33 protein-coding genes are annotated in these 23,187 nt (G+C 44.8%); 23 read left to right on the top strand and 10 right to left on the bottom strand.

The genetic code is table 11. The features are described 5' to 3' along the window. Positions 1-4: 4 nt before the first annotated feature. Positions 5-1,213 (bottom strand): CobW family GTP-binding protein, encoded by a 1,209-nt coding sequence (locus tag DYADSP32_RS09090; RefSeq protein WP_149243016.1) that lies wholly within the window; start codon positions 1,211-1,213, stop codon positions 5-7. A gap of 72 nt (positions 1,214-1,285) precedes the next feature. After that, entirely contained in the window at positions 1,286-1,846 is a 561-nt protein-coding gene (locus DYADSP32_RS09095; RefSeq protein ID WP_149243015.1) for a heavy-metal-associated domain-containing protein, read from the bottom strand. A 148-nt stretch (positions 1,847-1,994) separates the two neighbouring features. Here DYADSP32_RS09095 and DYADSP32_RS09100 point away from each other — a divergent pair, with 148 nt between their 5' ends. The 3 genes from DYADSP32_RS09100 (at position 1,995) to DYADSP32_RS09110 (ending at position 3,399) form a co-directional block, all read left to right on the top strand. After that, positions 1,995-2,303, top strand: a complete 309-nt coding sequence (locus DYADSP32_RS09100; protein ID WP_414617642.1) for a hypothetical protein — start codon at positions 1,995-1,997, stop codon at positions 2,301-2,303. 13 nt (positions 2,304-2,316) lie between these two features. Then, positions 2,317-2,760 carry a DUF3299 domain-containing protein gene (locus DYADSP32_RS09105; protein WP_414617643.1) on the top strand — a complete coding sequence of 148 codons (444 nt, stop codon included), beginning with the start codon at positions 2,317-2,319 and terminating at the stop codon, positions 2,758-2,760. 84 nt (positions 2,761-2,844) lie between these two features. Continuing rightward, positions 2,845-3,399: a hypothetical protein gene (locus DYADSP32_RS09110; protein WP_149243013.1), complete on the top strand. Its 555-nt coding sequence runs from the start codon at positions 2,845-2,847 to the stop codon at positions 3,397-3,399. Between the two features lie 52 nt (positions 3,400-3,451). On the opposite strand, the gene DYADSP32_RS09115 is transcribed toward DYADSP32_RS09110, so the two are convergent. Beyond that, complete coding sequence (locus tag DYADSP32_RS09115) at positions 3,452-3,886, bottom strand: transcriptional repressor (RefSeq protein WP_149243012.1); 435 nt, start codon at positions 3,884-3,886, stop codon at positions 3,452-3,454. A gap of 1,000 nt (positions 3,887-4,886) precedes the next feature. Between DYADSP32_RS09115 and DYADSP32_RS09120 the strand changes: the two genes are divergently transcribed. The 17 genes from DYADSP32_RS09120 to DYADSP32_RS09200 all read left to right on the top strand — a co-directional run bounded on the left by DYADSP32_RS09120 (position 4,887) and on the right by DYADSP32_RS09200 (position 17,014). Continuing rightward, positions 4,887-5,447 carry a hypothetical protein gene (locus DYADSP32_RS09120; RefSeq protein ID WP_149243011.1) on the top strand — a complete coding sequence of 187 codons (561 nt, stop codon included), beginning with the start codon at positions 4,887-4,889 and terminating at the stop codon, positions 5,445-5,447. A gap of 98 nt (positions 5,448-5,545) precedes the next feature. Next, a complete protein-coding gene (locus DYADSP32_RS09125) occupies positions 5,546-5,872 on the top strand; it encodes a DUF4134 domain-containing protein (RefSeq protein ID WP_149244915.1) in 327 nt (108 codons plus the stop codon). An 11-nt stretch (positions 5,873-5,883) separates the two neighbouring features. Continuing rightward, the gene (locus tag DYADSP32_RS09130) at positions 5,884-6,225 is read left to right on the top strand and encodes a DUF4133 domain-containing protein (RefSeq protein WP_149243010.1); all 342 of its coding nucleotides are present in this window, start codon (positions 5,884-5,886) and stop codon (positions 6,223-6,225) included. After that, on the top strand, positions 6,206-8,668 hold the full coding sequence (locus tag DYADSP32_RS09135; RefSeq protein WP_149243009.1) for a TraG family conjugative transposon ATPase: 2,463 nt from the start codon (positions 6,206-6,208) through the stop codon (positions 8,666-8,668). The genes DYADSP32_RS09130 and DYADSP32_RS09135 overlap by 20 nt, the downstream gene beginning before the upstream one ends. Then, positions 8,665-9,342: a conjugal transfer protein TraI gene (locus DYADSP32_RS09140; protein ID WP_149243008.1), complete on the top strand. Its 678-nt coding sequence runs from the start codon at positions 8,665-8,667 to the stop codon at positions 9,340-9,342. The genes DYADSP32_RS09135 and DYADSP32_RS09140 overlap by 4 nt, the downstream gene beginning before the upstream one ends. Then, entirely contained in the window at positions 9,342-9,983 is a 642-nt protein-coding gene (locus tag DYADSP32_RS09145) for a hypothetical protein (RefSeq protein WP_149243007.1), read from the top strand. The genes DYADSP32_RS09140 and DYADSP32_RS09145 overlap by 1 nt, the downstream gene beginning before the upstream one ends. Positions 9,984-9,989: 6 nt before the next feature. Then, entirely contained in the window at positions 9,990-10,619 is a 630-nt protein-coding gene (locus tag DYADSP32_RS09150) for a TerB family tellurite resistance protein (protein WP_149243006.1), read from the top strand. Positions 10,620-10,634: 15 nt separating this feature from the next. After that, positions 10,635-11,753, top strand: coding sequence for a conjugative transposon protein TraJ (traJ, locus tag DYADSP32_RS09155; RefSeq protein ID WP_149243005.1), 1,119 nt, complete (start codon positions 10,635-10,637; stop codon positions 11,751-11,753). A gap of 5 nt (positions 11,754-11,758) precedes the next feature. Then, the gene (traK, locus tag DYADSP32_RS09160) at positions 11,759-12,376 is read left to right on the top strand and encodes a conjugative transposon protein TraK (RefSeq protein ID WP_149243004.1); all 618 of its coding nucleotides are present in this window, start codon (positions 11,759-11,761) and stop codon (positions 12,374-12,376) included. Between the two features lie 4 nt (positions 12,377-12,380). Further along, positions 12,381-12,782: a hypothetical protein gene (locus DYADSP32_RS09165; protein ID WP_149243003.1), complete on the top strand. Its 402-nt coding sequence runs from the start codon at positions 12,381-12,383 to the stop codon at positions 12,780-12,782. Beyond that, positions 12,757-14,079, top strand: coding sequence for a conjugative transposon protein TraM (gene traM / locus DYADSP32_RS09170; protein ID WP_149243002.1), 1,323 nt, complete (start codon positions 12,757-12,759; stop codon positions 14,077-14,079). The genes DYADSP32_RS09165 and traM overlap by 26 nt, the downstream gene beginning before the upstream one ends. 30 nt (positions 14,080-14,109) lie before the next feature. Beyond that, a complete protein-coding gene (gene traN, locus DYADSP32_RS09175; RefSeq protein ID WP_149243001.1) occupies positions 14,110-14,940 on the top strand; it encodes a conjugative transposon protein TraN in 831 nt (276 codons plus the stop codon). Between the two features lie 20 nt (positions 14,941-14,960). Continuing rightward, complete coding sequence (locus DYADSP32_RS09180) at positions 14,961-15,764, top strand: hypothetical protein (protein ID WP_149243000.1); 804 nt, start codon at positions 14,961-14,963, stop codon at positions 15,762-15,764. A 56-nt stretch (positions 15,765-15,820) separates the two neighbouring features. Next, entirely contained in the window at positions 15,821-16,114 is a 294-nt protein-coding gene (locus DYADSP32_RS09185; RefSeq protein ID WP_149242999.1) for a hypothetical protein, read from the top strand. A gap of 17 nt (positions 16,115-16,131) precedes the next feature. Then, complete coding sequence (locus DYADSP32_RS09190) at positions 16,132-16,398, top strand: helix-turn-helix domain-containing protein (RefSeq protein WP_149242998.1); 267 nt, start codon at positions 16,132-16,134, stop codon at positions 16,396-16,398. A gap of 4 nt (positions 16,399-16,402) precedes the next feature. Beyond that, positions 16,403-16,678, top strand: coding sequence for a hypothetical protein (locus DYADSP32_RS09195; RefSeq protein WP_149242997.1), 276 nt, complete (start codon positions 16,403-16,405; stop codon positions 16,676-16,678). 84 nt (positions 16,679-16,762) lie between these two features. Further along, positions 16,763-17,014, top strand: a complete 252-nt coding sequence (locus tag DYADSP32_RS09200; RefSeq protein WP_149242996.1) for a hypothetical protein — start codon at positions 16,763-16,765, stop codon at positions 17,012-17,014. A 145-nt stretch (positions 17,015-17,159) separates the two neighbouring features. Here the strand turns inward: DYADSP32_RS09200 and DYADSP32_RS09205 are convergent, their stop codons facing one another. The 4 genes from DYADSP32_RS09205 to DYADSP32_RS09220 form a co-directional block, all read right to left on the bottom strand. Next, positions 17,160-18,215 (bottom strand): DUF932 domain-containing protein, encoded by a 1,056-nt coding sequence (locus tag DYADSP32_RS09205; protein WP_149242995.1) that lies wholly within the window; start codon positions 18,213-18,215, stop codon positions 17,160-17,162. Between the two features lie 438 nt (positions 18,216-18,653). Further along, positions 18,654-19,028: a hypothetical protein gene (locus DYADSP32_RS09210; RefSeq protein WP_414617644.1), complete on the bottom strand. Its 375-nt coding sequence runs from the start codon at positions 19,026-19,028 to the stop codon at positions 18,654-18,656. Beyond that, positions 19,018-19,419, bottom strand: coding sequence for a hypothetical protein (locus DYADSP32_RS09215; RefSeq protein WP_149242994.1), 402 nt, complete (start codon positions 19,417-19,419; stop codon positions 19,018-19,020). The genes DYADSP32_RS09210 and DYADSP32_RS09215 overlap by 11 nt, the downstream gene beginning before the upstream one ends. Continuing rightward, positions 19,406-19,651, bottom strand: a complete 246-nt coding sequence (locus DYADSP32_RS09220; RefSeq protein ID WP_149242993.1) for a hypothetical protein — start codon at positions 19,649-19,651, stop codon at positions 19,406-19,408. The genes DYADSP32_RS09215 and DYADSP32_RS09220 overlap by 14 nt, the downstream gene beginning before the upstream one ends. A 191-nt stretch (positions 19,652-19,842) precedes the next feature. Here DYADSP32_RS09220 and tnpA point away from each other — a divergent pair, with 191 nt between their 5' ends. Then, on the top strand, positions 19,843-20,127 hold the full coding sequence (gene tnpA / locus DYADSP32_RS09225) for an IS66 family insertion sequence element accessory protein TnpA (RefSeq protein ID WP_414618160.1): 285 nt from the start codon (positions 19,843-19,845) through the stop codon (positions 20,125-20,127). Here the strand turns inward: tnpA and DYADSP32_RS09230 are convergent. Beyond that, complete coding sequence (locus tag DYADSP32_RS09230; protein WP_414618188.1) at positions 20,082-20,243, bottom strand: hypothetical protein; 162 nt, start codon at positions 20,241-20,243, stop codon at positions 20,082-20,084. The genes tnpA and DYADSP32_RS09230 overlap by 46 nt on opposite strands. On the opposite strand from DYADSP32_RS09230, the gene tnpB reads away from it, so the two are divergent. Continuing rightward, a complete protein-coding gene (tnpB, locus tag DYADSP32_RS09235) occupies positions 20,183-20,356 on the top strand; it encodes an IS66 family insertion sequence element accessory protein TnpB (RefSeq protein ID WP_414618161.1) in 174 nt (57 codons plus the stop codon). The two genes, DYADSP32_RS09230 and tnpB, sit on opposite strands and share 61 nt — an antisense overlap. Positions 20,357-20,411: 55 nt before the next feature. Here tnpB and istB read toward each other — a convergent pair whose 3' ends face one another. After that, positions 20,412-21,143 (bottom strand): IS21-like element helper ATPase IstB, encoded by a 732-nt coding sequence (istB, locus tag DYADSP32_RS09240; protein WP_149239829.1) that lies wholly within the window; start codon positions 21,141-21,143, stop codon positions 20,412-20,414. A gap of 43 nt (positions 21,144-21,186) precedes the next feature. Next, complete coding sequence (istA, locus tag DYADSP32_RS09245) at positions 21,187-22,851, bottom strand: IS21 family transposase (RefSeq protein WP_149239828.1); 1,665 nt, start codon at positions 22,849-22,851, stop codon at positions 21,187-21,189. A gap of 21 nt (positions 22,852-22,872) precedes the next feature. Here istA and DYADSP32_RS09250 point away from each other — a divergent pair, with 21 nt between their 5' ends. After that, positions 22,873-23,151, top strand: coding sequence for a hypothetical protein (locus DYADSP32_RS09250; protein WP_414617645.1), 279 nt, complete (start codon positions 22,873-22,875; stop codon positions 23,149-23,151). Positions 23,152-23,187: the final 36 nt, after the last annotated feature.

Here is a 23,187-nt window from a genome sequence, read left to right on the forward strand (position 1 = left end):
TATATTATAGTACAGGAAAGGGGTCATTGAACGCCAGTCCTTTTTCCATCTGGATAATTTCAGCAGTAGTACATAGGCAGGCAGCAAGTTCAGATAAGATTAATTCAGCGTCCAGGTCTTGCCCAATAATTACTAGCTCATTTTGCCTGTCACCGAAGCGCCCCCACCGTAATTCGATCTGTGCACGGTTATCTATATATGCCTGATACCGGAGCCGCTGACTCTGCGGCATACTTGCCCACCAAACGCCCGCAGACTCTGCCCGCACCGAGCCCCCGGCCTGGCTCCAATTCAATGCATCATTTTTGCGTGAAGCAATCCAGAACAACCCTTTGCTTCTGATAACCCCTGCTGGCCAGTTTTGTGATATGTACTCCCAAAAGCGCTTTGGATGGAATGGCCGCTCGTCGCGAAACACAAAAGAGCTGATGCCATACTCCAGGGTTTCTGGGGTATGACCGCCATTTTTAACTTTATTGAGCTCCTGGATCCATCCCGCAGACTGCTCTGCTTTCTCATAATCAAATAGACCTGTGTTGAGAATGCTTTGGGGTTGGACCTTTGAAAATGTGCTCTCGATGACTTTTGCTGCCGGGTTCAGCGCTTTAATAATGGCATGAAGTTCACCCAGATCACTTTTTGAAACCAAATCCGTTTTATTCAGAATAATCACATCCGCAAACTCGATCTGGTCGGTCAGCAGATTGACGATCGTACGAGTATCGGTTTGATCCTCATTCATCTCCCTGCTCAGAACTGTATCGAGCGAACCGAAATCCTTGGCAAAATTCAATGCGTCCACCACAGTGACCATGCAGTCAATGGTTGCCAATTTAGACAAATTAATACCATTTTCTTCATCGGTAAAACTAAATGTCTGCGCGATGGGCACCGGCTCTGATATACCTGTACTTTCAATCAGTAAATAGTCAAAGCGGTTTTCTTCTGCTAGCTTTTGTACTTCAACCATCAGATCTTCACGCAGTGTGCAGCAGATACAGCCATTAGACATTTCAACCAATCTCTCCTGGGTACGGCTCAGCGTATTCTCATTTTTGACAAGCTGTGCATCGATATTGATCTCGCTCATGTCATTGACGATCACGGCCACTTTCAATCCATCTTTGTTATGAAGAATGTGGTTAAGCAGAGTGGTTTTTCCCGCGCCAAGGAATCCGCTTAAAACGGTTACCGGAAGTTTTCTATTATTCATGAAATTCTATATTTGCAACGATGTTGCAAATATAGAATACAATTATCGAATACAACAATGATGCATCTATTATTATTCTGTTATAGCTACCTCATAGCCCTGCTCCCTTAGTGCTGCCAGAATGCTGTCTGAGCTTACCTGGTTACTTTGAAAGGTAGCCCTTACATAGGTTCCATTTATTTGTACAGATGTAGGCTTGACACCGTTGATAGAAGTGATATCTTCTTTGAGCTGCTCACTGTTGTATTTGCCGGAAACAGACAGCTCAATCTGCCGGTGGGTCCTAAATAATTCAAACTGCTTTTGCGCGAGCATTTGCTGCTCTGTCCTGAAGGGCTCTAATAATCCGATAAAGAGTCCAGCCGTAGCGATTCCAAAAGCAACGTGGTAAGACCAGTTTTCGAACTGGCTGTGAAAGAAGTGTTTGCCTAAGTAAAACCTTACCAGTGTTATACTAAGGTAAATCAAAAGCAAAACCTGCAACCCTAAAAAGAATGGCTTATACCGGGTCAGTCCCTCAAAACGGGAAGCAGAACCTACGGCAATGCTGATCAAAGGGAAAATGCAGCAGCCCACATGCAAAATTGAAACGAGCAGAGATATAGGTACAGGGAGTACAAATTTTTTTATCATACGGGAAGAAAACAGGTTACTTCATTTAATTTTACTGATCTTTGCAACGTTGTTGCAAATAGTAAAGTTCGTTCTGATGAAAACAATTATTTATGTCCTCCCGTTAGCATTCGCATTCAGCTGCGGGGGATCTGACCAAAAAAGCCAAATGCTGATCGAGGCAAATCAGCTGCACCTGGAATCCGTCAGCATAGCTGGCAAATTGGAAAAGTCGTTGGATAGTCTCAGCCAGCAGGCCAATGCCGCTGAAAAAATCAGATTAGACAGCCTGGCCCACCTGGTAGAACTTTGGGAAGAATCCGTTATTGAGGTTCCTGGCTTTGAGCATGAGCATACAGGAGGTCACGAGCATAAGCCTACACCCCAAATGACAGATGAGTCCATGCTGGAATATCAGCGCAATGCGAAGAAAGCAATCCAGTCAATCCGTGCCCAAGCCGCCGGGCAAGTCTTATAAGAACCAGCTAGTCATGAAAAACATACTCATTGCAGGCCTTGTGATTCTTTCCCTTTCAGGCTTCATAGACAACAAGCCCATTGCGCTCACCTGGAAACATCTTTCTGATGTCCGCTTTGCCAAAAAGTTTAATAAGCGGCTCGGTATGTATTTCCTTTATCCTACGTTTGGAGAAAGCGTTGTGGGGCTGGAAGGTAAACAAATCCAGATCAAAGGTTATCTCATACCCGCAGACCCTGACAACAACGTTTATGTGATCTCTGCCCAACCAATGTCCATGTGCTTCTTTTGTGGTGGCGCAGGCCCCGAGTCCATCATCGAATTGCAGCTGCGCATCAAGAAACAACGTTTTAAGACTGATGCTGTCAAAACTGTCAGTGGCAAGCTAAGGCTCAATGCGCAAGATATTGAGCATCTGAATTACATCCTCGAAGATGCATTTATAATTGAAAATTAATGCCCTCTTCTATTGCAACGAAGTTGCAATAGAAATACATTTGCAACAAAGTTGCAAGATTTTCAATTGACTAATCCAACACTTATGAAACTAAGAAAGCATTTACTTCATGGCTTATTGCTTTTTACAACCATCGCCTTCGTTCAATGTAAGGACTCCGGTGATGACGTTGAACCCGATGATGAAAATGAACTGATCACATCGGTCACACTGAACTTTAAAGAAGCAGGTTCATCCGCAGTGACTTCGTTTAGTTACAAAGATGCCGATGGCGATGGTGGCAATCCTGCAAGCCGGTTCGATACTGTATCACTGAAAGCCAATACCCAGTACACGATGACAGTCGAATTCTTAGATGAAAGCAAAACGCCCGTGGAAAATATAACAAAAGAAGTTCAGGAAGAGTCTGATGAGCATTTACTTATCTTTACAGCTTCCCCTGCTACATTGCTTACTTACACTTATGGGGACAAGGATGCCAACAATTTCCCGATTGGCCTTACAGGGACTGCAAAGTCGGGAGCTGCGGGCCTGGGCAAGTTGAAAGTCCAACTACGCCACCAGCCAGGTGCGAAAAATGGAACCCCAACACCCGGAAGTGATGACGTGAACCTTGATTTCAACCTAAAAGTGAAGTAACAAAGGATTGCAATTGGTATAGTGCCGCATCCTCGAAAGTTTAGCGTCAGTGCTATACCAATTTGCTAGATTTAGCGCATTCAAGACAAATCCCTTCCAGTAAGAGCCGTGAATTTTGGATATGTCCAAAACCTGAAATGTGTTGTAAATAGGTTGTGGGCAAATTGGGAAGCGCAGCTATTTCTTCACAATTTTTGCATTTAAAATGCGGCGTTATCGCGTCATGGCTATTGCTATTCCCTTCTATTTTGCGATAATGAAATTGCGCAACGCCCTCTGAATCAATTAGCCTGAAAAGCAACCCCGCATTTACCAGGTCGAGCAATGTCCGGTACAAACTTACACGGTCGATCTCATATTGCAGCATGCACTGCAACCGGCCATGGGATAGTGATTTATGTTCCCGCAGGAAAATCTCCAAGACTGCAATGCGGTTTGGCGTAGGACGTACCTTGCTATCGATTAAGACTTGCTTTGTTTGGTCCATGTGAATTGTAATTAACCATGCATCAGAGGTATAAGCAAAGATAATAAAAGAAACCCATAATGCAACATTGTTGCATTATGGGTTTCTTTAACTTTTTCTTGTTACATCTTCCAGCCTACCGCAATATTGACATTATTTGTAAGGCGCACCCACTCTTCTGCAATTAGCATATTAGTTTGCCCCAAGGCAATAGTGCTGAAAGCGCAGGTTTTCCGCTTATGGTAGTGTATCCATTTAACCTAATTAAGACCGAGCCTGCGCAATATGCTATTAAGCATGCGACACAGCAAGGAATTACGGCCTTGAGTATGGAAGCAGGCAAATTAGGAAGTGTTCAGAAGAAGTCCGTGGAGCGAATAAAAACTGGCGTTTATAATAACCTTGCAGAGCTTGGCATGTATGAAATTAACCGTAAGCCTATCACTAAAACCGCCGTTTTGAACGGGCAGCATTACATTAAATCGCCCGCAAAAGGGATCTTTTATAGTGATTTGAAAAGTGGATCAGGTTGTCAAAGGTCAGAAGACCGGGTATATCACCGATGTCTTTGGAAAACCAGTAGCCGATATCAAGACAGATAAAACTGGATTATTCTGTATAAGGTGGACACTCCACCGGTTAATGAAGGGGAGAAATTATTGTGTATTGGATACAACACTGCTCTGAATTGTCAAACGAGCAACAGTACGATTTAACGTGCTATCTAGTACTTAAAACATACTAAAATAAGCTTCCAGATAGCTGAAACGATTATAAATAGTGATTATCCATATTTCATTTTAACCACCGTATTTTCAAACTTCCCGTTGTGTCGGGATACCGAACTCATCCATCGACAAACCACCTCGCTCAACCTTGTAACTTCCTTTTCGTTGAATCTAGAATGGGGTACAAGGTACAACTATGGGTACTACAAAAACTTGTACTTGAAGCGCCTTGGTTTTGATTGTTGTTTTGTAGGGTAATCAATGCAGCAGAAAATCTTAAACCAATCCATGTTATGGCAACGCATTTTTCCTGGACAGGCTACTTTCTGGTAGTGGGGGCAGCAGTGACAATCTACTATGTAATTATCGGAATCAGGTACTACCGGCAAGATATCAAAGCTTTGCTTCAGTCCCGTTCAGGGATGTCGGACAAGCCGAAAAAACCTCCTCCCGTCAAAACAGGCGGAGAATTCCCTATTCATGAAATCTGTATGGCAGAAAGCTTAGAACCAGAGAATCTAAATGAAGAACTTCCTGCACAAGAATATAAGTCAGAAATGGCAACTGTATATGCTACTGAACCATTAGGAGAAAACAGGCAAAAGAAGATCAGGTTCACACGCTTGCAAAAACTAGGGTATAAAATCAAACTCGCCATTTTGGATGCATACCAGAAGGGCCACGAAGAAGCCGACCTGCTGTTCCAAATTCAGGTACTGGCCAACGAATTTTCCAACATTAAACGAAAGAAGTTCCGTGTGGAAATTGAAAAATTAATCCTTCGGGAATCTGCAAAATATGGCTACATCAACCTCTGTGCTTTTGAGCTGACGGAGATATGGAAGGAGGTTTAATGATGAGCCCGTTCTCCTGCACTCCCTGGAAATACTTCCAGGGAGTGCAAGGAGACAAAAACAAGCAAACCAATTTAAAACAACAAACAATGAGGTGTATGAAACGTGAGAAAACAGACCTTTCAATCAGGGCAAAGCAATTATGGGCTGCGGCGCTGCTTTCAATAGTGGCAACTATCGCCAAAGCGCAGGATGGGGCCGCGGGTATTTCCGAAGCCGACACTCAGGTCCGCAGTTACTTTGAGCCAGGCACTCAGCTGATGTATGCCATCGGCGCGGTGCTCGGGCTCGTGGGTGCTGTGAAGGTTTTTCAGAAATGGAATGCCGGCGACAACGACACCGGTAAGGTCGCCGCTGCATGGTTTGGCAGCTGTATTTTCCTGGTCGTTGTAGCGACAGTACTTCAATCATTCTTCGGCCTATAATTATAACCGTTATGGGCCCCGGAAGTGTCTATCAAATCAACAAGGGTATCAATACGCCCATCGAGTTCAAGGGGCTCAAAGCCCAGTACATTTGGTACATGGGGGCAGCAGCCATCATTTTGTTTGGGATTTATGCCCTGCTGTATTCCTTCGGAGTCCGATCTTACATCTGTGTGGGAATTGTAATTCTCCTTGGGATACCGATGATCATGGGCATTTATCACCTTAGTGCAGCTTACGGAGAGCATGGTGTAACCAAAATGCTTGCCAGGCGAAGGATCCCCAAATATGTGAGGTCCAGGTCGCGTAAAACTTTCAAAAACTGTGCATCTGATGGAAACATTACTCAATGACCTGCTGCCGATTCTGGATGTGGAGCACGATTGCATCCTTTCAAAGCAGGGTGATATTACGGTGGTATTTCAGGCTGAACTGCCTGAAATATTTACACTCTCCGATCATGACTACGAAGCTTTTCATCAAACCTGGGTAAAAGCGTTGCGTGTGTTGCCAGCCAACTCCGTCTTTCACAAGCAAGACTGGTTTGTCGACAGCCGTTATGATCCTGATTTCTCCGGCGAGGAGAAAAGCTTCCTTTCGATGCGAAGTGAGCGGCATTTTAACGAGCGTCCGTTCCTTGATCACCAGTGTTATATCTACATCACTAAAAAGCCCTCAGACCGAAAAGCGTCCAATTCGCTGCTATCCACGCTTATCCGGCCAACACTGATGCCAGAAGAAACAATGGATGAAAAAGTGCTCCAGGAGCTGCAAAGCTGTGTGGGTCAATTCCGACATATCATGCAGGACAGAGGATTTGTAAAACTGAGAAGATTAAAAAATGATGAACTATGGAGCGGTGGAAAAATGGGAATTGTAGAGCGGTATTGTTTTTTATCCGGTGGTGATACGTCTTCGATAAAGGATATGCAATTCGGGGACCACATCCGGATCGGTAATCAGCACTGCGGTATCTACACGCTTGCTGACGCACAAGACTTGCCGCCCACTTGTAGTTCACAGTCGCGATTCGACCGCTATTCGACTGACAAGACCAAATTCAGCATCGGATATGCATCATCGCTTGGACAGCTGCTGAGCTGCAATCACCTATTTAATCAATACATCTTTATCGAAGACGGCGCGAAGACGCTTAGGAAAATTGAGACCAAAAGACTGCGACTGCAATCACTCGCCGCTTATTCCCGAAAGAATGCCATCGCACTGGACGCTACCAATGCCTTTTTGAACGAGGCCATTGCAGGTCAGCGCATGCCGGTCAAAGCGCACTTTAACCTGCTGGTTTGGACGGAGAAACAGGAGGAGCTTAACGAGCTCAACAACATAGTCTCAGCCGCACTCGCCCAAATGGAAGCCGTTGCAAAACTGGAAACGGTCGGAGCACCTCAGATCTTTTGGGCAGGTATTCCAGGGAACGCAGCAGATTTTCCAATGAATGAAACCTTTGACTGTTTTGCCGAGCAGGCGTCCTGCTTTCTTAATCTGGAAACAGGGTACCGTTCGTCGGTCAGTCCAGTCGGATTACGACTTGGAGACAGGCTAACAGGAAAGCCGGTACACGTCGACATCAGCGATGAGCCGATGAAAAAAGGGATCTGCACAAACAGGAACAAATTCATTCTTGGGCCTTCGGGAAGTGGCAAATCATTTTTTACTAACCACATGGTAAGGAGTTACTATGAGCAGGGTTCGCACATTGTGCTTGTCGATGTGGGCCATTCCTACAAAGGACTGTGCGATCTGGTTAATGGATACTATTTCACTTATCAGGAAAACAACCCGATCAAATTCAATCCGTTTTATATCGGAGAATCTCAAACGCTGGACACAGAGAAAAAGGAAAGCATTAAAACACTGATCCTGGCCCTTTGGAAAAAAGACAATGAGGTTTACAAACGAAGTGAATATGTGGCGTTATCTAATGCACTGACCCTTTACTACGCAAACCTTGACAAAACTGGTAAATTCGCCTGTTTCAACACCTTCTACGAATTCTTGCGAGACCAATTCGTGGGAATTCTCGAGCAGGACAAGGTTAAAGACCGCGACTTCGATGTAGCCAATCTGCTTTATGTATTGCGCCCTTACTATCAGGGTGGAGAGTTTGATTACCTGCTGAATGCAACTGAAAATATTGACCTTTTAAGTGAGCGCTTTATCGTGTTCGAGCTGGACAATATCAAAGACCATCCTATCCTTTTCCCCGTGGTGACGATTATTATCATGGAAGTTTTCATCAGTAAAATGAGAAAACTGAAAGGAATCCGTAAAATGATCCTGATAGAGGAAGCCTGGAAGGCTATCGCCAAAGAAGGCATGGCGGATTACATCAAATATCTTTTCAAGACGGTTCGAAAATATATGGGCGAAGCGGTGGTAGTGACCCAGGAGGTCGAGGACATTATCAGCTCACCAGTGGTAAAACAGGCGATCATTAACAATAGCGACTGCAAGATCCTTCTTGACCAGAGCAAGTATCAAAACAAGTTCGACCAGATCCAGGAGTTACTCGGGCTAACCGAAAAGGAAAAAACACTGATACTCTCTGTCAATAAAGCCAATGATCCGTCTCATAGGTATAAGGAAGTGTTTATCAGTCTTGGAGGGACGCTTTCGCGCGTGTACCGCACGGAAGTAAGTTTGGAAGAATACCTATGCTACACAACAGAGGAAACTGAAAAGATGAAGGTGACCGACTTCGCCCGGCGCTACGGAAGTATGCAAAAGGGAATCGCCGCCCTGGCAGAGCAAATCAGGACAACTGGAAAAATATGAAAAAGTTTGTTCTATTATTCACACTGGCCTTCGCCCTCATTGTCACTCCGCTACAAAACGCGCAGGCAGCGACTCCGTGGGCGGCAATCATTAAAGCTGCCATATCCAAGGTGGTTAAGGCTGTTGACCTGATGATTCAGCGCAGGCAAAACCGGGTAATTCAACTTCAAAACGCACAGAAGGCGCTGGAGAACACGATGGCGAAATTGCAACTCGACGAAATAACGGAATGGGTCAAAAAGCAGAGGGATCTATACAAAGAGTACTATGACGAGCTAAAAAAAGTGAAAGCAATTGTTGCTTACTACTACAAGATCAAGCAGATCGGCGACAAGAATTACCTTCTGGTTATTCAGTACCGGAGATTTTGGACGCTTTTCAACAATGACAAGCACTTCACACCTGAAGAACTCGCTTACATGGAGCAGGTATACACCGGAATTTTGGAAAGTGCATCTAAGAATGTAGACCTGCTGACGCTGGTCGTCGAGTCGTTCACCATGCAGATGACCGATGCCAAACGAATTGAGATCATCGACAATGCTGCCAGGCAGACTGATCAGACTTTCAGCGATCTCATCCGTTTCAATCAGGAAAATGTGATGCTCAGTATTAGCCGCGCAAAAACGGAGCGGGAAGTTGATGTTGTAAAAAAACTTTATGGGCTCAACTAATGGAAAAGCTAATTGTGATACTCGCATTGATTATACTGCCAGAGCTTGCTCATGCGCAAAGGTTCAGGGAATGGCTCCGGCAGAAAAAAACGCAGAAGGAATATCTGATAGAGCAAATTGCGTACCTGAGACTTTATCTGGAGCTCACTGAAAAGGGCTACAAGATCGCCAGGGAAGGCCTGACTGCCATTTCTAATTTCAAGGAAGGAGAGTTTAAACTTCATAGAAATTATTTTGACACGCTGCGGGTGGTCAATCCCAAAGTAGCTGGATATGCAAGGGTGAAGGAGATCAAAAGGTTTTATGCCCAAATTCAGGCAATCAAAGTTGGCACGTTGCCAGAGCTCTACGACATTGAATTTTTGGTGCAGCAAGAGCTGGCCTATCTCCGGGCCGTTTTTGACAGATTGCATTTAGATGCCGATCAGATAATGGACGCGCTGAAAGTTGTGATAGAAGATGGCAGCCTGGCAATGACAGATGACGAGCGGATCAAAAGAATTGACGATCTGTATAAGCGAATGCTTTTCAATTGGAAATTTTCAAAGGCATTCAGCAATGAGGCTGCTTTACTCGCCGCAGCCAGGGGGAAAGAGGCGGAAGACGTTAGATCAGGCCTGCTTTTGCAGGGCATAAATTAAGATCATATGAAACAGATCGTAACATTAATGTTGGCAGTGGGCTTCTTCCTGCAACCTGCCGGATCCCGGGCACAAACCCCTGAGGTTACCCAGCTTGTCCTGAATATTGAAAAGCTCAACCAACTCCGAAAGATCCTTCAGGAAATCAAGAAAGGCTATGAAATCCTTTTCGAAGGGTACACGACCATCAAGGATATTTCCAGAGGGAATTTCAAGTTACATGAGGCATTTCTGGATGCTTTGCTTGAAGTGAGCCCCGGTGTAAAAAAGTACAAGCGGATAGCAATGATCGTGGAAATTCAGCTAAAACTCGTCTCTGAATACCAGACTGCATTTTCTCAGTTTCAATCAGGGCCGTATTTCAACAGGGATGAACTTGAATACATGGCAGGCGTTTATTCGAGGCTCAACGCACAAAGTCTTAAAAACCTGGAATCACTGACCAACGTCGTCACTGCGAAAAAGCTGAGAATGTCTGATGATGAGAGAATTGCAGCAATTGACGATATCTATGAAGATATGCTCGACAGGCTTGTATTTCTCAGGCATTTCAATTCCACCGCAGCAACACTCGGGCTGCAACGTGCCAAAGCCTACAGTGAGGTAATGATCAGTGGCCAACTTCAAGGAAATTAGAATCAAACCACCAGTATGAAAACGAATTTAAAAACCGCAGGTCTTGCGGTGCTCGCTACAGTATTGCCTGAAATTTGCAAAGCCCAGGGCTTTCCCGAGCAGATCAGTGGACTGCACAGTGTTCTTGATCAACTATACGGAGAGATGATGCCGATGTGCGCGAAGCTCATCAGCGTCGGACGAGGCATTGCCGGGTTTGCAGCCATGTGGTACATCGCCTCCAGGGTTTGGCGTCACATCTCCAATGCCGAACCCATCGACTTTTATCCATTGCTCCGGCCCTTCGCTCTGGGTTTTGCCATCCTTATTTTTCCATCAGTACTTACCATGATCAATGGGGTAATGTCTCCGGTGGTGAGAGCCACATCAGCAATGGTTCAGGGCTCAAACGAAGCAATAACCCTGCTTTTAGAAAAGAAACAGGAAGCCATCAAAAAGACCAATGCATGGCAGATGTATGTCGGCGACAACGGTAATGGAGACCGTGATAAATGGTACAAGTACACCCACGGAAATGAGAGTCCATCCGGCGAGGGCATTTTTGCCAGCGTGGGGAACGATATCAAATTCTCGATGGCTAAGGCTTCGTACAACTTTAGGAATTCGATCAAGGAAGCCATGAGCGAAGTCCTGAGACTGCTCTTTGAAGCCGCAGCCTTGTGTATCAACACCATCAGAACTTTCCATTTGGTGGTACTGTCGATCATCGGTCCCATCGCTTTCGGAATCGCTGTCTTCGATGGTTTTCAGCATACACTGACTGGCTGGATTGCCCGCTATATCAATATTTTCCTCTGGCTGCCGGTGGCCAACATTTTCGGAGCAATCATCGGCAAGATACAGCAGATGATGATCAAGCTGGATATCAGCCAGGTCGAAGGGGCCGGTGACACATTTTTCAGCGCAACGGATATGGCCTATCTGATATTTATGATCATTGGCATAGTCGGTTATTTCTCCGTTCCCTCGGTAGCCAACTACATCATTCATGCGGGAGGCGGGAACGCCTTGCTCTTTAAGGTTACGAGTATCTTTTCTCAAACGACCACAGGCTTCGGCAACCGTGCATTCCCCGCGAAAGGTGGTTTCGGCTCTATCCCAACAACACCCGCCGCCAAACAATCAAATTCTTAAACACGATGTTTACTAAAGCAAAAAATCTGGAAACTGCCTTTCGGCACATACGCTGGTTCACACTAACGGTGATCATTGGCTCTATCGGATTCTGCTGTTTCGCAGTCTATAAGAGTTATCAGCTTGTTGAACTCAGCCAGCAGAGAGTTTATATTCTCGCCAGCGGAAAAGTACTCGATGCCTACGCCTCAGAGCGCAACGAAAATATTGAGGTGGAAGCCCGGGATCATGTGGCCACTTTCCACCGGTACTTTTTCAGCCTCGATCCGGACGACAAAGTGATAGAAGCAAATCTGATAAGGGCCTTGTATCTGGCCGACGCCTCTGCAAAAGCTCAGTATGAAAACCTGAAGGAATCCGGATTTTATACCAGTCTTATCTCCGGCAACATCAGCCAGCAGATAGCTGTCGACACTGTCGAGATTTCCACAGCAACCTACCCGTACACTTTTCATTGTGTGGCCACCCAGCGAATCACAAGGGCTACCAGCATCGTCACCAGAAGATTGGTAACAGAAGGATTTCTTCGCTCGGTTTCAAGAAGTGACAACAATCCACATGGCTTTCTGATCGAGCGGTGGAGCACCATTGAAAACAAGGATATCAACATTCAAAATCGCTAACGCCATGTTCTACAACTTCAATAGACACAAAGAGAAATACCGAACAGAATTCTCTTCCAATAAAGAAGCTGTTCAGGGTAATCCAAAATCAGGCATTCCTGCAATCATCAGCAGATCCTTCGGACGACTAAGGGTTAGATGGCAATGGTTACTGATCACGATCCTGTTAGCCATAGGGTCAACGTACAGTGCCTACCTAATTGGCGCCAGCTTTTTTGGATGGCCTGCGGCTGGCAATTTAGAGTTTGTCCGTCAAAGATTTTCTACTCCTCCCAAAGCCGACCAGTCGGACTGGGCCGAGGCTCATGCTTCCTATCTGGATAGCCTGGAGGCAGCTTTTATTAAAGACAGTATAAATCAGTCTCAACTTCAAAATCAAGATGCAGACAACAACTTACTCCCGTAAATTTCTCTTACAACGAAGATTCTACACGTTTCTTCCCTTACTGGTCATTCCATTCATCACGATGCTGTTCTGGATCTTGATTGGCAAATATTTGGGCAAAGAAAGCAACCAGCCCGAAGGAGTACACAAAGGCCTGCTGATGAAACTCCCTGACGCGATTCTAAAAAATGACGATGCCTTTAACAAACTGAGCTACTACAAAAAGGCTGCTGCCGATTCGGCACGATTGCGTGACCTGATTGCAAAGGATCCATATTATCTTGACACGGCCATGGCTTCCGCTGATACACTTTTGGGTATACCATTGAAGGGCTTGGAAGGCTCGCAACACAAACGGAAATTTCGCGGCACAAAAAGTAGTCAGATGGATATTCACAACCAGGAACAGCAGATGCATTCAAAGCTGGCAGAACTTGATAAAGCCCTGACACAGACTTCCCACCCAGGAATTAAGGAAAAAAGGGACGACACGCAAACCGTAAGGGTCCGAACCGACACAGACCATCAAATTCAACAATTGCAAAAAATGATGACGGGAATCAACCTCGATGAATCCAGGGCAGGCCGTGATCCAGAAATGGTCGAGCTGAACAACATGCTTGATAAGATTCTTGAAATACAGGATCCCGAAAAGGCATCAGATAAACTTAGGGCAGAGTCACTGGCCCATAAAAAGCAGGTATTTCCAGTCCTGAAATCTTGTGACGCCGATCCCGTTACTATTTTACAGGCCGGTCATTTACCAGGCGATTCCTTAGCTCCTTCGCCAGTCAACTATCAAAATGAGGGGTTCTATTCTTTGGAGGATCAGCAGGATGTAAATTCAAGTCAAAACGCCATTGAAGCATGGATTGACCAGACCCAAAAATTGGTTACAGGTGCCACTGTCAAACTCCGTCTTGCCAATGATATCTTCGTCTCTGGTGAACGCCTATCCAAGGGGCAAGCAATATTCGGGACCGCAAGCCTGAATCAAGAGAGGTTGCTTGTGCATATCGAATCCATCCGGAATGAGAATTCAGTATTCGCTGTAAACCTTTCGGTCTATGATGCAGATGGAGTCGAAGGCATTTACATCCCCGGAGCCATCTCACGTGACCTCACTAAACAATCCGCTGACCGGACAGTTCAGGGCCTGAGTATACCCATAACCGATCCGTCCCTGGGTGCTCAGGCTGCCAGCGCAGGCATCCAGGCAGCGAAAACGTTTTTGGGAAGAAAGGCTAAACTTGTACAGGTGACTGTCAAAGCCGGTTACCGTGTCCTATTAATAGATAAAAATTCACGATCCAATTAATCTTTCCCATCATTTCTAAACTTCCCAAACATGAGAACAATTCTTTTGTATATGCTATCGCTATGCCCATTCAGCATTCATCTTTCACTGGCACAACTAATGGGTCCCCCTGACTTCCAAACGATTCGCCTCGAGATCACAACCAACAAAACAACGCACCTGGTCTTTCCTTTTTCAATCATCTCAGTGGACAAAGGGAGCCGTGACATATTGGCTCAAAAAACAAAAGGTGTCGAAAACATCCTGCAAGTCAAGGCAGCAATACCTGATTTCCAGCAAACCAACCTAACGGTGGTTACCGCAGACGGTAACATTTACGGATTTGTGATGGATTTCAATGCTTCCCCAAAGCAATCCATACACAAATTAAGTGCACAGAAGAATATTGAAGCTGCTCAATTGAGCAGCATACTCAATATTCCGTCAATTGCAGCCAACGCCCGGCGTGTCAAAGCTGCAGGCCTGGTGAAGCCCATTGCCCGAACTTGCAAAAACAGATCTGAATTGTCTCTTGAAAGAATTTGCATTGATAATGACGTCCTGTTTTTCAAGTTAAACATCTTCAATAAATCTCCGGTCAAATATGATATTGAAAGTCTTCGCTTTCTGATCAACGATAAAAATCTACCAAAGCGAACGGCATTGCAGGAGCTTGACATCAAGCCCATCTACATCCATGGCGACACTTCCGCGATACCCGGCTACAGGGCTCATTCGATGGTTTTTGCTCTACCAAAATTTACGATTCCGGACAAAAAGACCCTGAGAATCCGTTTGGTCGAGAAAAATGGCGGACGTCATCTTAACCTTAAAGTTCGGAACAGACACATCCTGAATGCTCTTCTGTTTGAATCAATTTAATCACCTGAAAATTAGAAATCATGAATGAGAAAAACTTTCAGTTTCTGCGCGATCAGATCAAATACAGTGGCTTTGGAGAAGGCTTGGAAGATGCCTTGAAGGAAAATCTGATTCGCCAGTCACCGGGATTCGCATTGCAGCATCAGGCCACCTTCGGACGGGACCAGACCACAACCTCTCTGCAGTTCAACCGCTCTGCTACCAGTGATATGTACTTTTTGAATAGTTACATGGTGTCGCTCAAGAAGGATCAGGATGATCAGAAAATGAACCAGACATTCTATGTTGGTAAGGAGAATAATATCACGCTCAAAGAAGGCTATAACCTGATGAGCGGCCGGGCAGTAAATAAAGACCTTGTCAACAAGGAGGGTAAAATATACAACGCATGGTTACAGCTTGACTTTAAGCAAACCGACAACAACGGTAATTTCAAGACCAAACAGTATCACCAAAACTATGGTTTTGACCTGAAACAGGAGCTGGCCAAGCACCCGATCAAAGAGTTGTCCACTGAACAAGATAGATCCCGCTTAATCGAATCCTTGCAAAAGGGGAACCGTCAGATGGTAACTTTCCTTGATGCTGCCGGAGAACGGAAGGGGTTTATCGAAGCCAATCCACAGTTTAAGAATCTGACCGTGTATGATCAAAACATGCATGTTGTAGGGCGGCGTCAGGAACAGTCCGTAAAACAATCGATTGAACAACAGGCGAGTCCTAAAAAAAACAGTAAAGAAAATAATATCGGAGAGCCTGGCGATGACAAGCCTTCCCGAAGTAAAAGGACAAAAAAGAGCAAAGACCTCAGCCTTACGCATTGACGAACATTCCATCCCCGGTCGGGGAGTGTCTCCTCGACCGGTTAAAAAACACCGAAATGGACTACTCGAAAATTCTCATACGGTTTTTCCTGCGTGCGCACTATGACCCGAAGATCACCACCAAGCACATCAGCATTTTTTCAGCGATCCTACAACTTGCCACGGATAAGCAAACCTCCACGCTTCATGTATACAGTTATGAGCTGATGGAAATTGCAAAGGTATCGTGTAGGAAAACCTACTGCAAAGCACTGACGGACCTCTCAAGGTCAGGATACCTTCATTATCAGCCTTCATTTAATCACAATCGCAGGAGCTCAATTACGCTACTTGAATCTGCCAATAATTGACTTAAACACTTATAGTTATGCAAATCGAGGTTATCACCAAAGAAGATCTTCAGAACCTCAGACGTGACTTGCTCGAAGATTTGAAACAATACTTGTCCAGCCGGAAAGAGGAACCAAAAAAATGGGTCAAAAGTGGTGAAGTCCGGAAGATGCTCAATATCTCACCAGGAACGTTGCAAAATCTTCGGATCAATGGTCAGCTGCGTCCGACTAAAATAGGCGGTTCATTTTACTATCTGTATCAGGACATTCAGGCTCTGCTACAATCAGGCAATAAAAATTAACACGATGAAAAGCTCAATCTCCATGTATTTGGCGCGAGTCCTTTCTGACAAGCGTGTTGGTGTCCTTCATGTCGGCACCTACCTAACATTGGTTCTGCTATGGCATAAAAACAATGAGCAAAACCCTGTACGGATCAGCCGAAAACAGATTATGGGCATTACCCGGATCAAAAGTATTTCCACCTACCATAAATACATTCAGGACCTGGAAAAATTTGGCTACATCAGGTATGTGCCTTCGTATGATTCGAGAACTGGGACACAGGTATGGCTCACCTGAGTAAAAACTATATAGTCCTGTACCAAACCTTGCCATTTTATTTTGAGGGTGTTAATTTTAGAATGAAACATAAAGATTCGCGTTATGGAATTCTTATTCAGTCTTACTGCCGTGAGTGTCTATGGGTTGATCCTTTTAGCTGGAGGCATAGGTTTACGTTTGGTAATCGGCAAACGTCGGTTCGATCGCCGTGGCTTTGCAGGCTTGCAGCACTATTCAAGTTACTGGGCAGGCCTTCTGACAAGCGTTTTGGAGTCTTTAGCTGCTATCATTTCAGCGATCATGGTCCTTGGAGGCGCTGCCTTAATCCTTGTAGAGCTTTACAATAGCCATTGATGCTCTGGATGGGGTTTGATACACCTGTATAGCATTGGGTCAATCTTCAGAAACGGCCTTCTGAGCGCTGCGGTTTTGGAGCAGCGTTCAGAAGGCCGTTCAGATTTCATATGAGATGATAGAAATGGGGCTTTCGCCCCATCACTTAGTTCATTGAAAAAAGATCTGATCCATGACGGACAAAATCGGTGCATAAATCAAAAGCCTTTTGGGTTCTGAGCTGCCCAGTCCCTCCGTAAAGTATAGACTTCACCTTTGCTTCGTCGTCTGCAAATTTTCTGATATTCTGAAAATATCCTGTTACCGCGTTGAAAGCTCCAAAAACGGTTCCCATTGTCGTGGGTAGCTGTTGTGTGGGATTGGAAAGCGCATACTCGTAAACATCGTCGACAATATTTGTGAACTGAGTTGACAAGGCGTTCAGCTTGCCGTCTTTAACGTTGCCGAGCACTTCTTTGTTAGGCGCCATGGCAAATTCTATGAGCTTCTTTAATTGCGGATCGCTTATTGGTTTCTTAGACCAGCTGTTAAATACCTGACCGATCTGCTCGCTGAACCGGCTGGAAATTCCCATCACCTGATGAGCCATTTTAAGCCTTTCCGTAGCATTACTGTTGTGACGGATTTTAATTACATTGGTCATATTTCTCATGGCTGCGTTGAGTGTATTGGCACAAACTATTCTCACTGGTGTAAATGCGGCTGTTATACTTCCGCTACCATCGTGAGAAGTAGTCAGAAACAGATACTTTTCAATCAAATCATCCTTGCCAACACGGATATATTCGGGTAATTTAGCCGTTATGAAAATTTTCTCACCCTGACCCAACGCACCAGCTGTTTCATAAAGAATACCGTCGCCACTTACGATGCTGTCAAAAAAAGTAAATGCGTCCCTGTTTTGCACGATCTGGTAGTCTTTACCAACTACTCCTAAAACTGCCTTCGTGTCCGTTCTCATGGTAGCATAAAAGCCAGGAACCGGAATCAGCTGATTCTCAGATTCGTCGTTCGTTTCTAGGTTCGGGTGGGTAACTAGTTTTGTCTTTTCAACCTGGTAGTCAAGCCCAGCATGCAAAATAGCTTCTTTACTTGTAGGGTATTGTTCGATTAGTTGACCGAGTCCGTGCCAGGCCTTTTCCTTGACCGAGAAGAAGCTGTGTCTTCTTGTGTTTTCGTCGAAATTGATGTTGTGAGCCATGATGTTAATTGGTTAAAAGTTAGAAAATTTATTTTTCTTTTCTTCCTCTCGAATGCCCCTTAAAATGATAGTTTGACAAAGAAAAAACGAGAAAAAAGAAAGCCCTTCTAACAGTGGCACCATCTAAGCCAAAAGGAAACGGAATAAGTGCCGTAGGCTGGCGGCTAAAGTTTTTCACATCTTATACAATAGAAAAAGCCGCCATTATGCCGTAAGCTTTTGGCGGCTTTGGTAATTCTAAAACAATTGGGGCCACTAGTTTAGCTGCTCTTTTGACGAGTTTTCGTGTCGAACTATTGTCTTCAGGAATTTCCTAACACCTCTTTTAACGTTCTCAATCCCCGATTTTCTTGTCGACAATCTCCTCTAAGCTGCGTAATATTTCCCACTCATTTTGCAAATACTCTACGCTCTCCCGATAAGCGCCACCGTTTCCTATTATACTAGGAATATAGCACCTACCTCATCACACCATTCCTTGAAAGCTAGATCTCTTGAAACAAGGGCTGGAAACTGTTCACTTTCCGGTGCGCCAAAATCCATGAAGAACTCATCGAAGGGTGCCTGCATTAAACTTTCGATGTAGCCAATAAAAATGTCTCTGACCAACATCTCACGGTTATCGATCAGCGAAATGGTCTCAACGCGCTCGTCACCAAGAAAAGCCAGTTGCCTGGTGGACGTCTGTGTGGAACTATCTAAATCCACAAAGAGCGATATCTTGTCTTTTTCAGCCAACGCACGTAAATAGGTGTGCAAGCTCTTACCAACACCCCCTTTGGCTTGAAGTATTAAATTGAATCTACGTTTCATCTTTTTTTCCGAATTTGGTTTTTCTAATAATATTGTCTTGCATGTTCATAGTGTCCGGATCGGACCACCTGAGCGCACTGGGATCTTTCACATTACACTGATGAGTACGATGCGTTCTAGGTTCGGGGGCTGATGAAGGGAGAAGCCGTTCTGATTTTATTGGAATACTTGCACGCTGCGTCTGTTTACTCCGAAAGTAAAATCGGCAATAGCGGACGTCGTCTGCCGTGACCAGTCCGGGCATACCCAACTCCACACTAATCATTTCAGCGACATAAAAAGCCGAAAGGGAGGTAAGCAGCAGATCGGCATACTGCTCGTAGAGAATTTTCCTACGCTTCTTATCCTTCCGCTCGAACAGATCAATCAGGAGTTCGCTATTCATCATCATGGAACAACACCTGCCCTTCGATTTGCAAATTCCTAAGCCTCCTGACATCTTTCTTTTCTCGCATTTCATGTCCCATCGATATAGTCCATTTGCTTCCATTCCAGAAACACCTTGGAACAACATCTCTGGGACGATTCGTCATGATACGCATTCGAATTGGTCTCTTACCATTCTCAATTTTTGCTCTTGGAGTCTTCAGACCCAGCGGCAAGCCGACATTGTTTTCCATCATAATAGTCATGTTTACAAAAACAAAAGTCGACATGTTGCCAATCACATACAAGATGTTCAAATGTTGAACATCTTGTATTTCAAATAGTTATTAGCATAATACTAAACTTGTAGAGGTAAGTAAACGCTGATCCCCATCTTCCTAATAAGGTTTAAGCTCTCGAACTTTGGAGCATGGAAAAAGAACATAAAATGGAACCACATTACCGGCAAGTGTACAGGCGTTGGCAGAGCAGCGGTCTTACGGTAGTCACATTTTGCCAGCAAGAATCAATTAAATATGCCACATTCAGATATTGGGCAAAGAAATTCGAGCAACCCGATAACGGTGTGCCTGGTTTTACGGAGCTACGACTAAGCAGACCTTCAATAATGACGAGTTTTGGGCCCATAGCGGTTCTTCGTGTAGGTACTCAAGCCACATTACACCTTTATGAGCTACCAGATCCCGCCTGGTTAGGGTCGTTATTGTTGTAAAATGCTATCTCTATCATCAGCCGCTCGGTATTTCCTATATGGGCATCCGGTGGATATGCGCTGTGGTATTTACTCATCGAATGGCCTTGTACAAAATGGCTTGCACTTGGATCCATTGTCAGGGGATATTTTTGTTTTTATAGGCAAGCGATCCAACCAGATACGCTTATTACAATGGGATGGAGACGGGTATTCACTTTACAATAAGTGGAAATTCCGGCGAAAGTGAGCCAGCGTTCCGGGAAAGTGAGCCAGTTCTTTTTTGGAATTGAAGTGTTGTAAATTTAGCTGTTTTTTATCTTTCTCAAAGAAGCTCCTTCGAGATTTATTCTGTGCGCGTTTGCTGTCAGTCTGTCACATATCGCATCAGCCAGGCTTGGGTCATTTATGTAATCATGCCAGTTTCCTACGGGCATCTGTGCGGTTATAATTGTTGATCCGGAAGCGTATCGATCCTCGAGTATTTGCAATAGGGCCATTTTGATGTCGTGGCTAAGCGGCTGTAAGCCGAAGTCATCGAGAATCAGGAGTTTGACTCGTGCAATTTGATTGAGCCATTTTAAGTAACTTCCATCCAGCCTGGCCAACGCAAGCTGCTCTATAAACCTGTTTATGGGGTAATAAAGTACTTTATGGCCTTTTACGCAGGCTTGCCTGCCGAGTGCACAGGCGAGATAGGATTTTCCACATCCCGTGGCGCCTGTGATCAGTACGTTTTCTGACTTCTCGATAAAGCTGCAATCGCTTAAACGGATTAACTGCTCGGACGTAAGTCCTCGTTCAGGCTTGCAATTCACCTGTTCAACATGTGCGCTGTACCGCAGTTTGGCAAGCTTTAGATACATCTGGGTGCGCTGCTGGACTCGCTGTTCTGATTCTGCCTCTGTAAGCATGGCAACCATTGTATGCGCTTCAGGCTGCTGGTGTAACGGCTGTTCAAGAATGGCGGAATACCGGCTCGCCATTCCTTGCAATTTTAGTTCTCTTAACTCTTCCCAGGTCTTGTTTGTATTCATTGTTATTTTTGTTTAAGTGAGGCAATTGATTCGTAAGGGCGTTTTATTCATACGCTCCGGCTCCCCTAATGTTTTCATGGTCAGGTGTCTGGAATAAGGTTGTCTGCATAAAATGGGGAGCTTTGTCAAGATTATTAGCCAGGATCTTCGTTAGTGTTTTATAACTAAAAGAACCGGAGGGTAGTGCTCTTTGACATGCTGACTCGAGGCGGTCATTACCATAGCTGCTGCCAAGCCGCAGGATACCACGGCATGAATTAAATGTTTGTTCGGTAAATTGCCGCCCTTTTAGAACACCTTCCATGTAACCCTGTGTGCATGGTCCTATCTGTGATGCTAACCGCAGGAAGTAATCACTGTCCCATCCCCTTTGCTGTGAATAGCTACGATGGTTCTCTGGCATGTGCTCTTTGAGCGTAGTATAACCATGCTGATTATAGAAGCGTTTATGAACAGCAATACGCTGATGATCAAGAAAGATCTCTACCGTCTGGGTATCATAAATAATGTTTACCTGCTTGCCTATATAGTGGTAAGGCACGCTGTAATGGTGCCAATCTTCTCCCAGGGTGACATGATAATTTTTCTGGACTTTGGCAGAAGTGCTGTGCTTTAAGGTAAACGGATTGTCTGCCAGCGGCTGAAGTAAATGCTGTTCCTGTTCGTTGAACTGCTGGCGGCGGCTGTAATTTTTTCCCTTGAAGTTCTTGTCATTATGTAGCTCGAGTTGATCTCGTATAGCGGCGTTAACTTCCTCGATATTACAGAAAATACGATCCCGTAAGGGAGCGTAAATGCGCTGATAGGCAATTTTTACGTGACCTTCTGCCGGCGCTTTATCTTTAGGTCTATATGGCCTTGCGGCAACCAAATCCATGTTGTTATGCAACGCCCATTGCTGCATAAGATCTGTAAAGGTCGGTTCGTAGCGATTGACCTTTTGGACCACCTGTTTCATGTTGTCGGTCTTCAGAGACAATGGGGCGCCTTTAAAATACCGAAGGCAGTTATTCAAAGCAGCCAACAAATAAGGAAGCCTGGCATTAGGCAGCGCTTCAACATAAGTTAAATTGCTGAAAGGAAGCACACAAACCAGTACCGGGCAACTTATTTGTTCACCGGTGGACTTGTCGAAATAGTGCATCATGCTGCCCGCAAAGTCCACCATGACAACCTCACCCGCCTTGTAAGTCGCATGGAAACTTGGCTGTAGAACTTTACCGAGTTCGTTAAGTTGATAGCAAAATTGGGAATAACGGTATCCCGCAGGATGTTTGTCAAAATATTCCTCCCAGAGAAGTTGGCGCGTGACACCGGTACGTTTAAGCTCTGAAAGAAAATAAGGTACTTGCTGGCGAAAATCTTCCTTCCGCTGGTCTTCATCCTGCACCGAGGGTGTACCAGAATATAGAATGGCAGACAAGCCTGCATCGTTAAGGGCTTGAAGTTCCTTGAAGCTGTGCGTGCTCTGAAGTAAGCGTTCACGATAATATTTAACCGTGTTACGGGAAAGATTAAGTTGCCTGGATATTTTACGTTCGGAAAGATTCCGATCCAGCAACTGTATGATCATGCGCAGTGTCTGCATTGAAGTAACTTTGTTTGCCATCCGTTGCTTTTGTTTTTCACAAAAGATGGTGGTTATAATTACTTCAATACCAAAATACAACTGGCTCACTTTCCCGGAATAACTTTGAAGAGCAATCACAAGTGGCTCAATTATGCCGGAATGTCAGTAGTCCCGATTGGCGCAAGTTGCCGGAATAGCTGTAAAAACCTTCCGATAAAGTGGCTCAAGTTCCCGGAATTACTGGCTCAAGTTGTCCGGAATAAGTGGCTCTCTTTGCTCCGGAATATCCACAATAAGCGACTTGAAGCAGGTACTTTTGAACGTCCAAAAGGTGAAAAGCTATTGATCTCCTCCCGGGAACTAATACTAATTTTACAAGGTGTCCGGCTCACTTCTGTGCGGCTTCGTAAGCGTTATGAGCGGGTCGTTTCTTGTTAAATTATAGACAAAAAAGTGCATCAAATATAGAAAAAA

Source organism: Dyadobacter sp. 32 (genome assembly GCF_902506755.1).
Taxonomy (GTDB): domain Bacteria; phylum Bacteroidota; class Bacteroidia; order Cytophagales; family Spirosomataceae; genus Dyadobacter.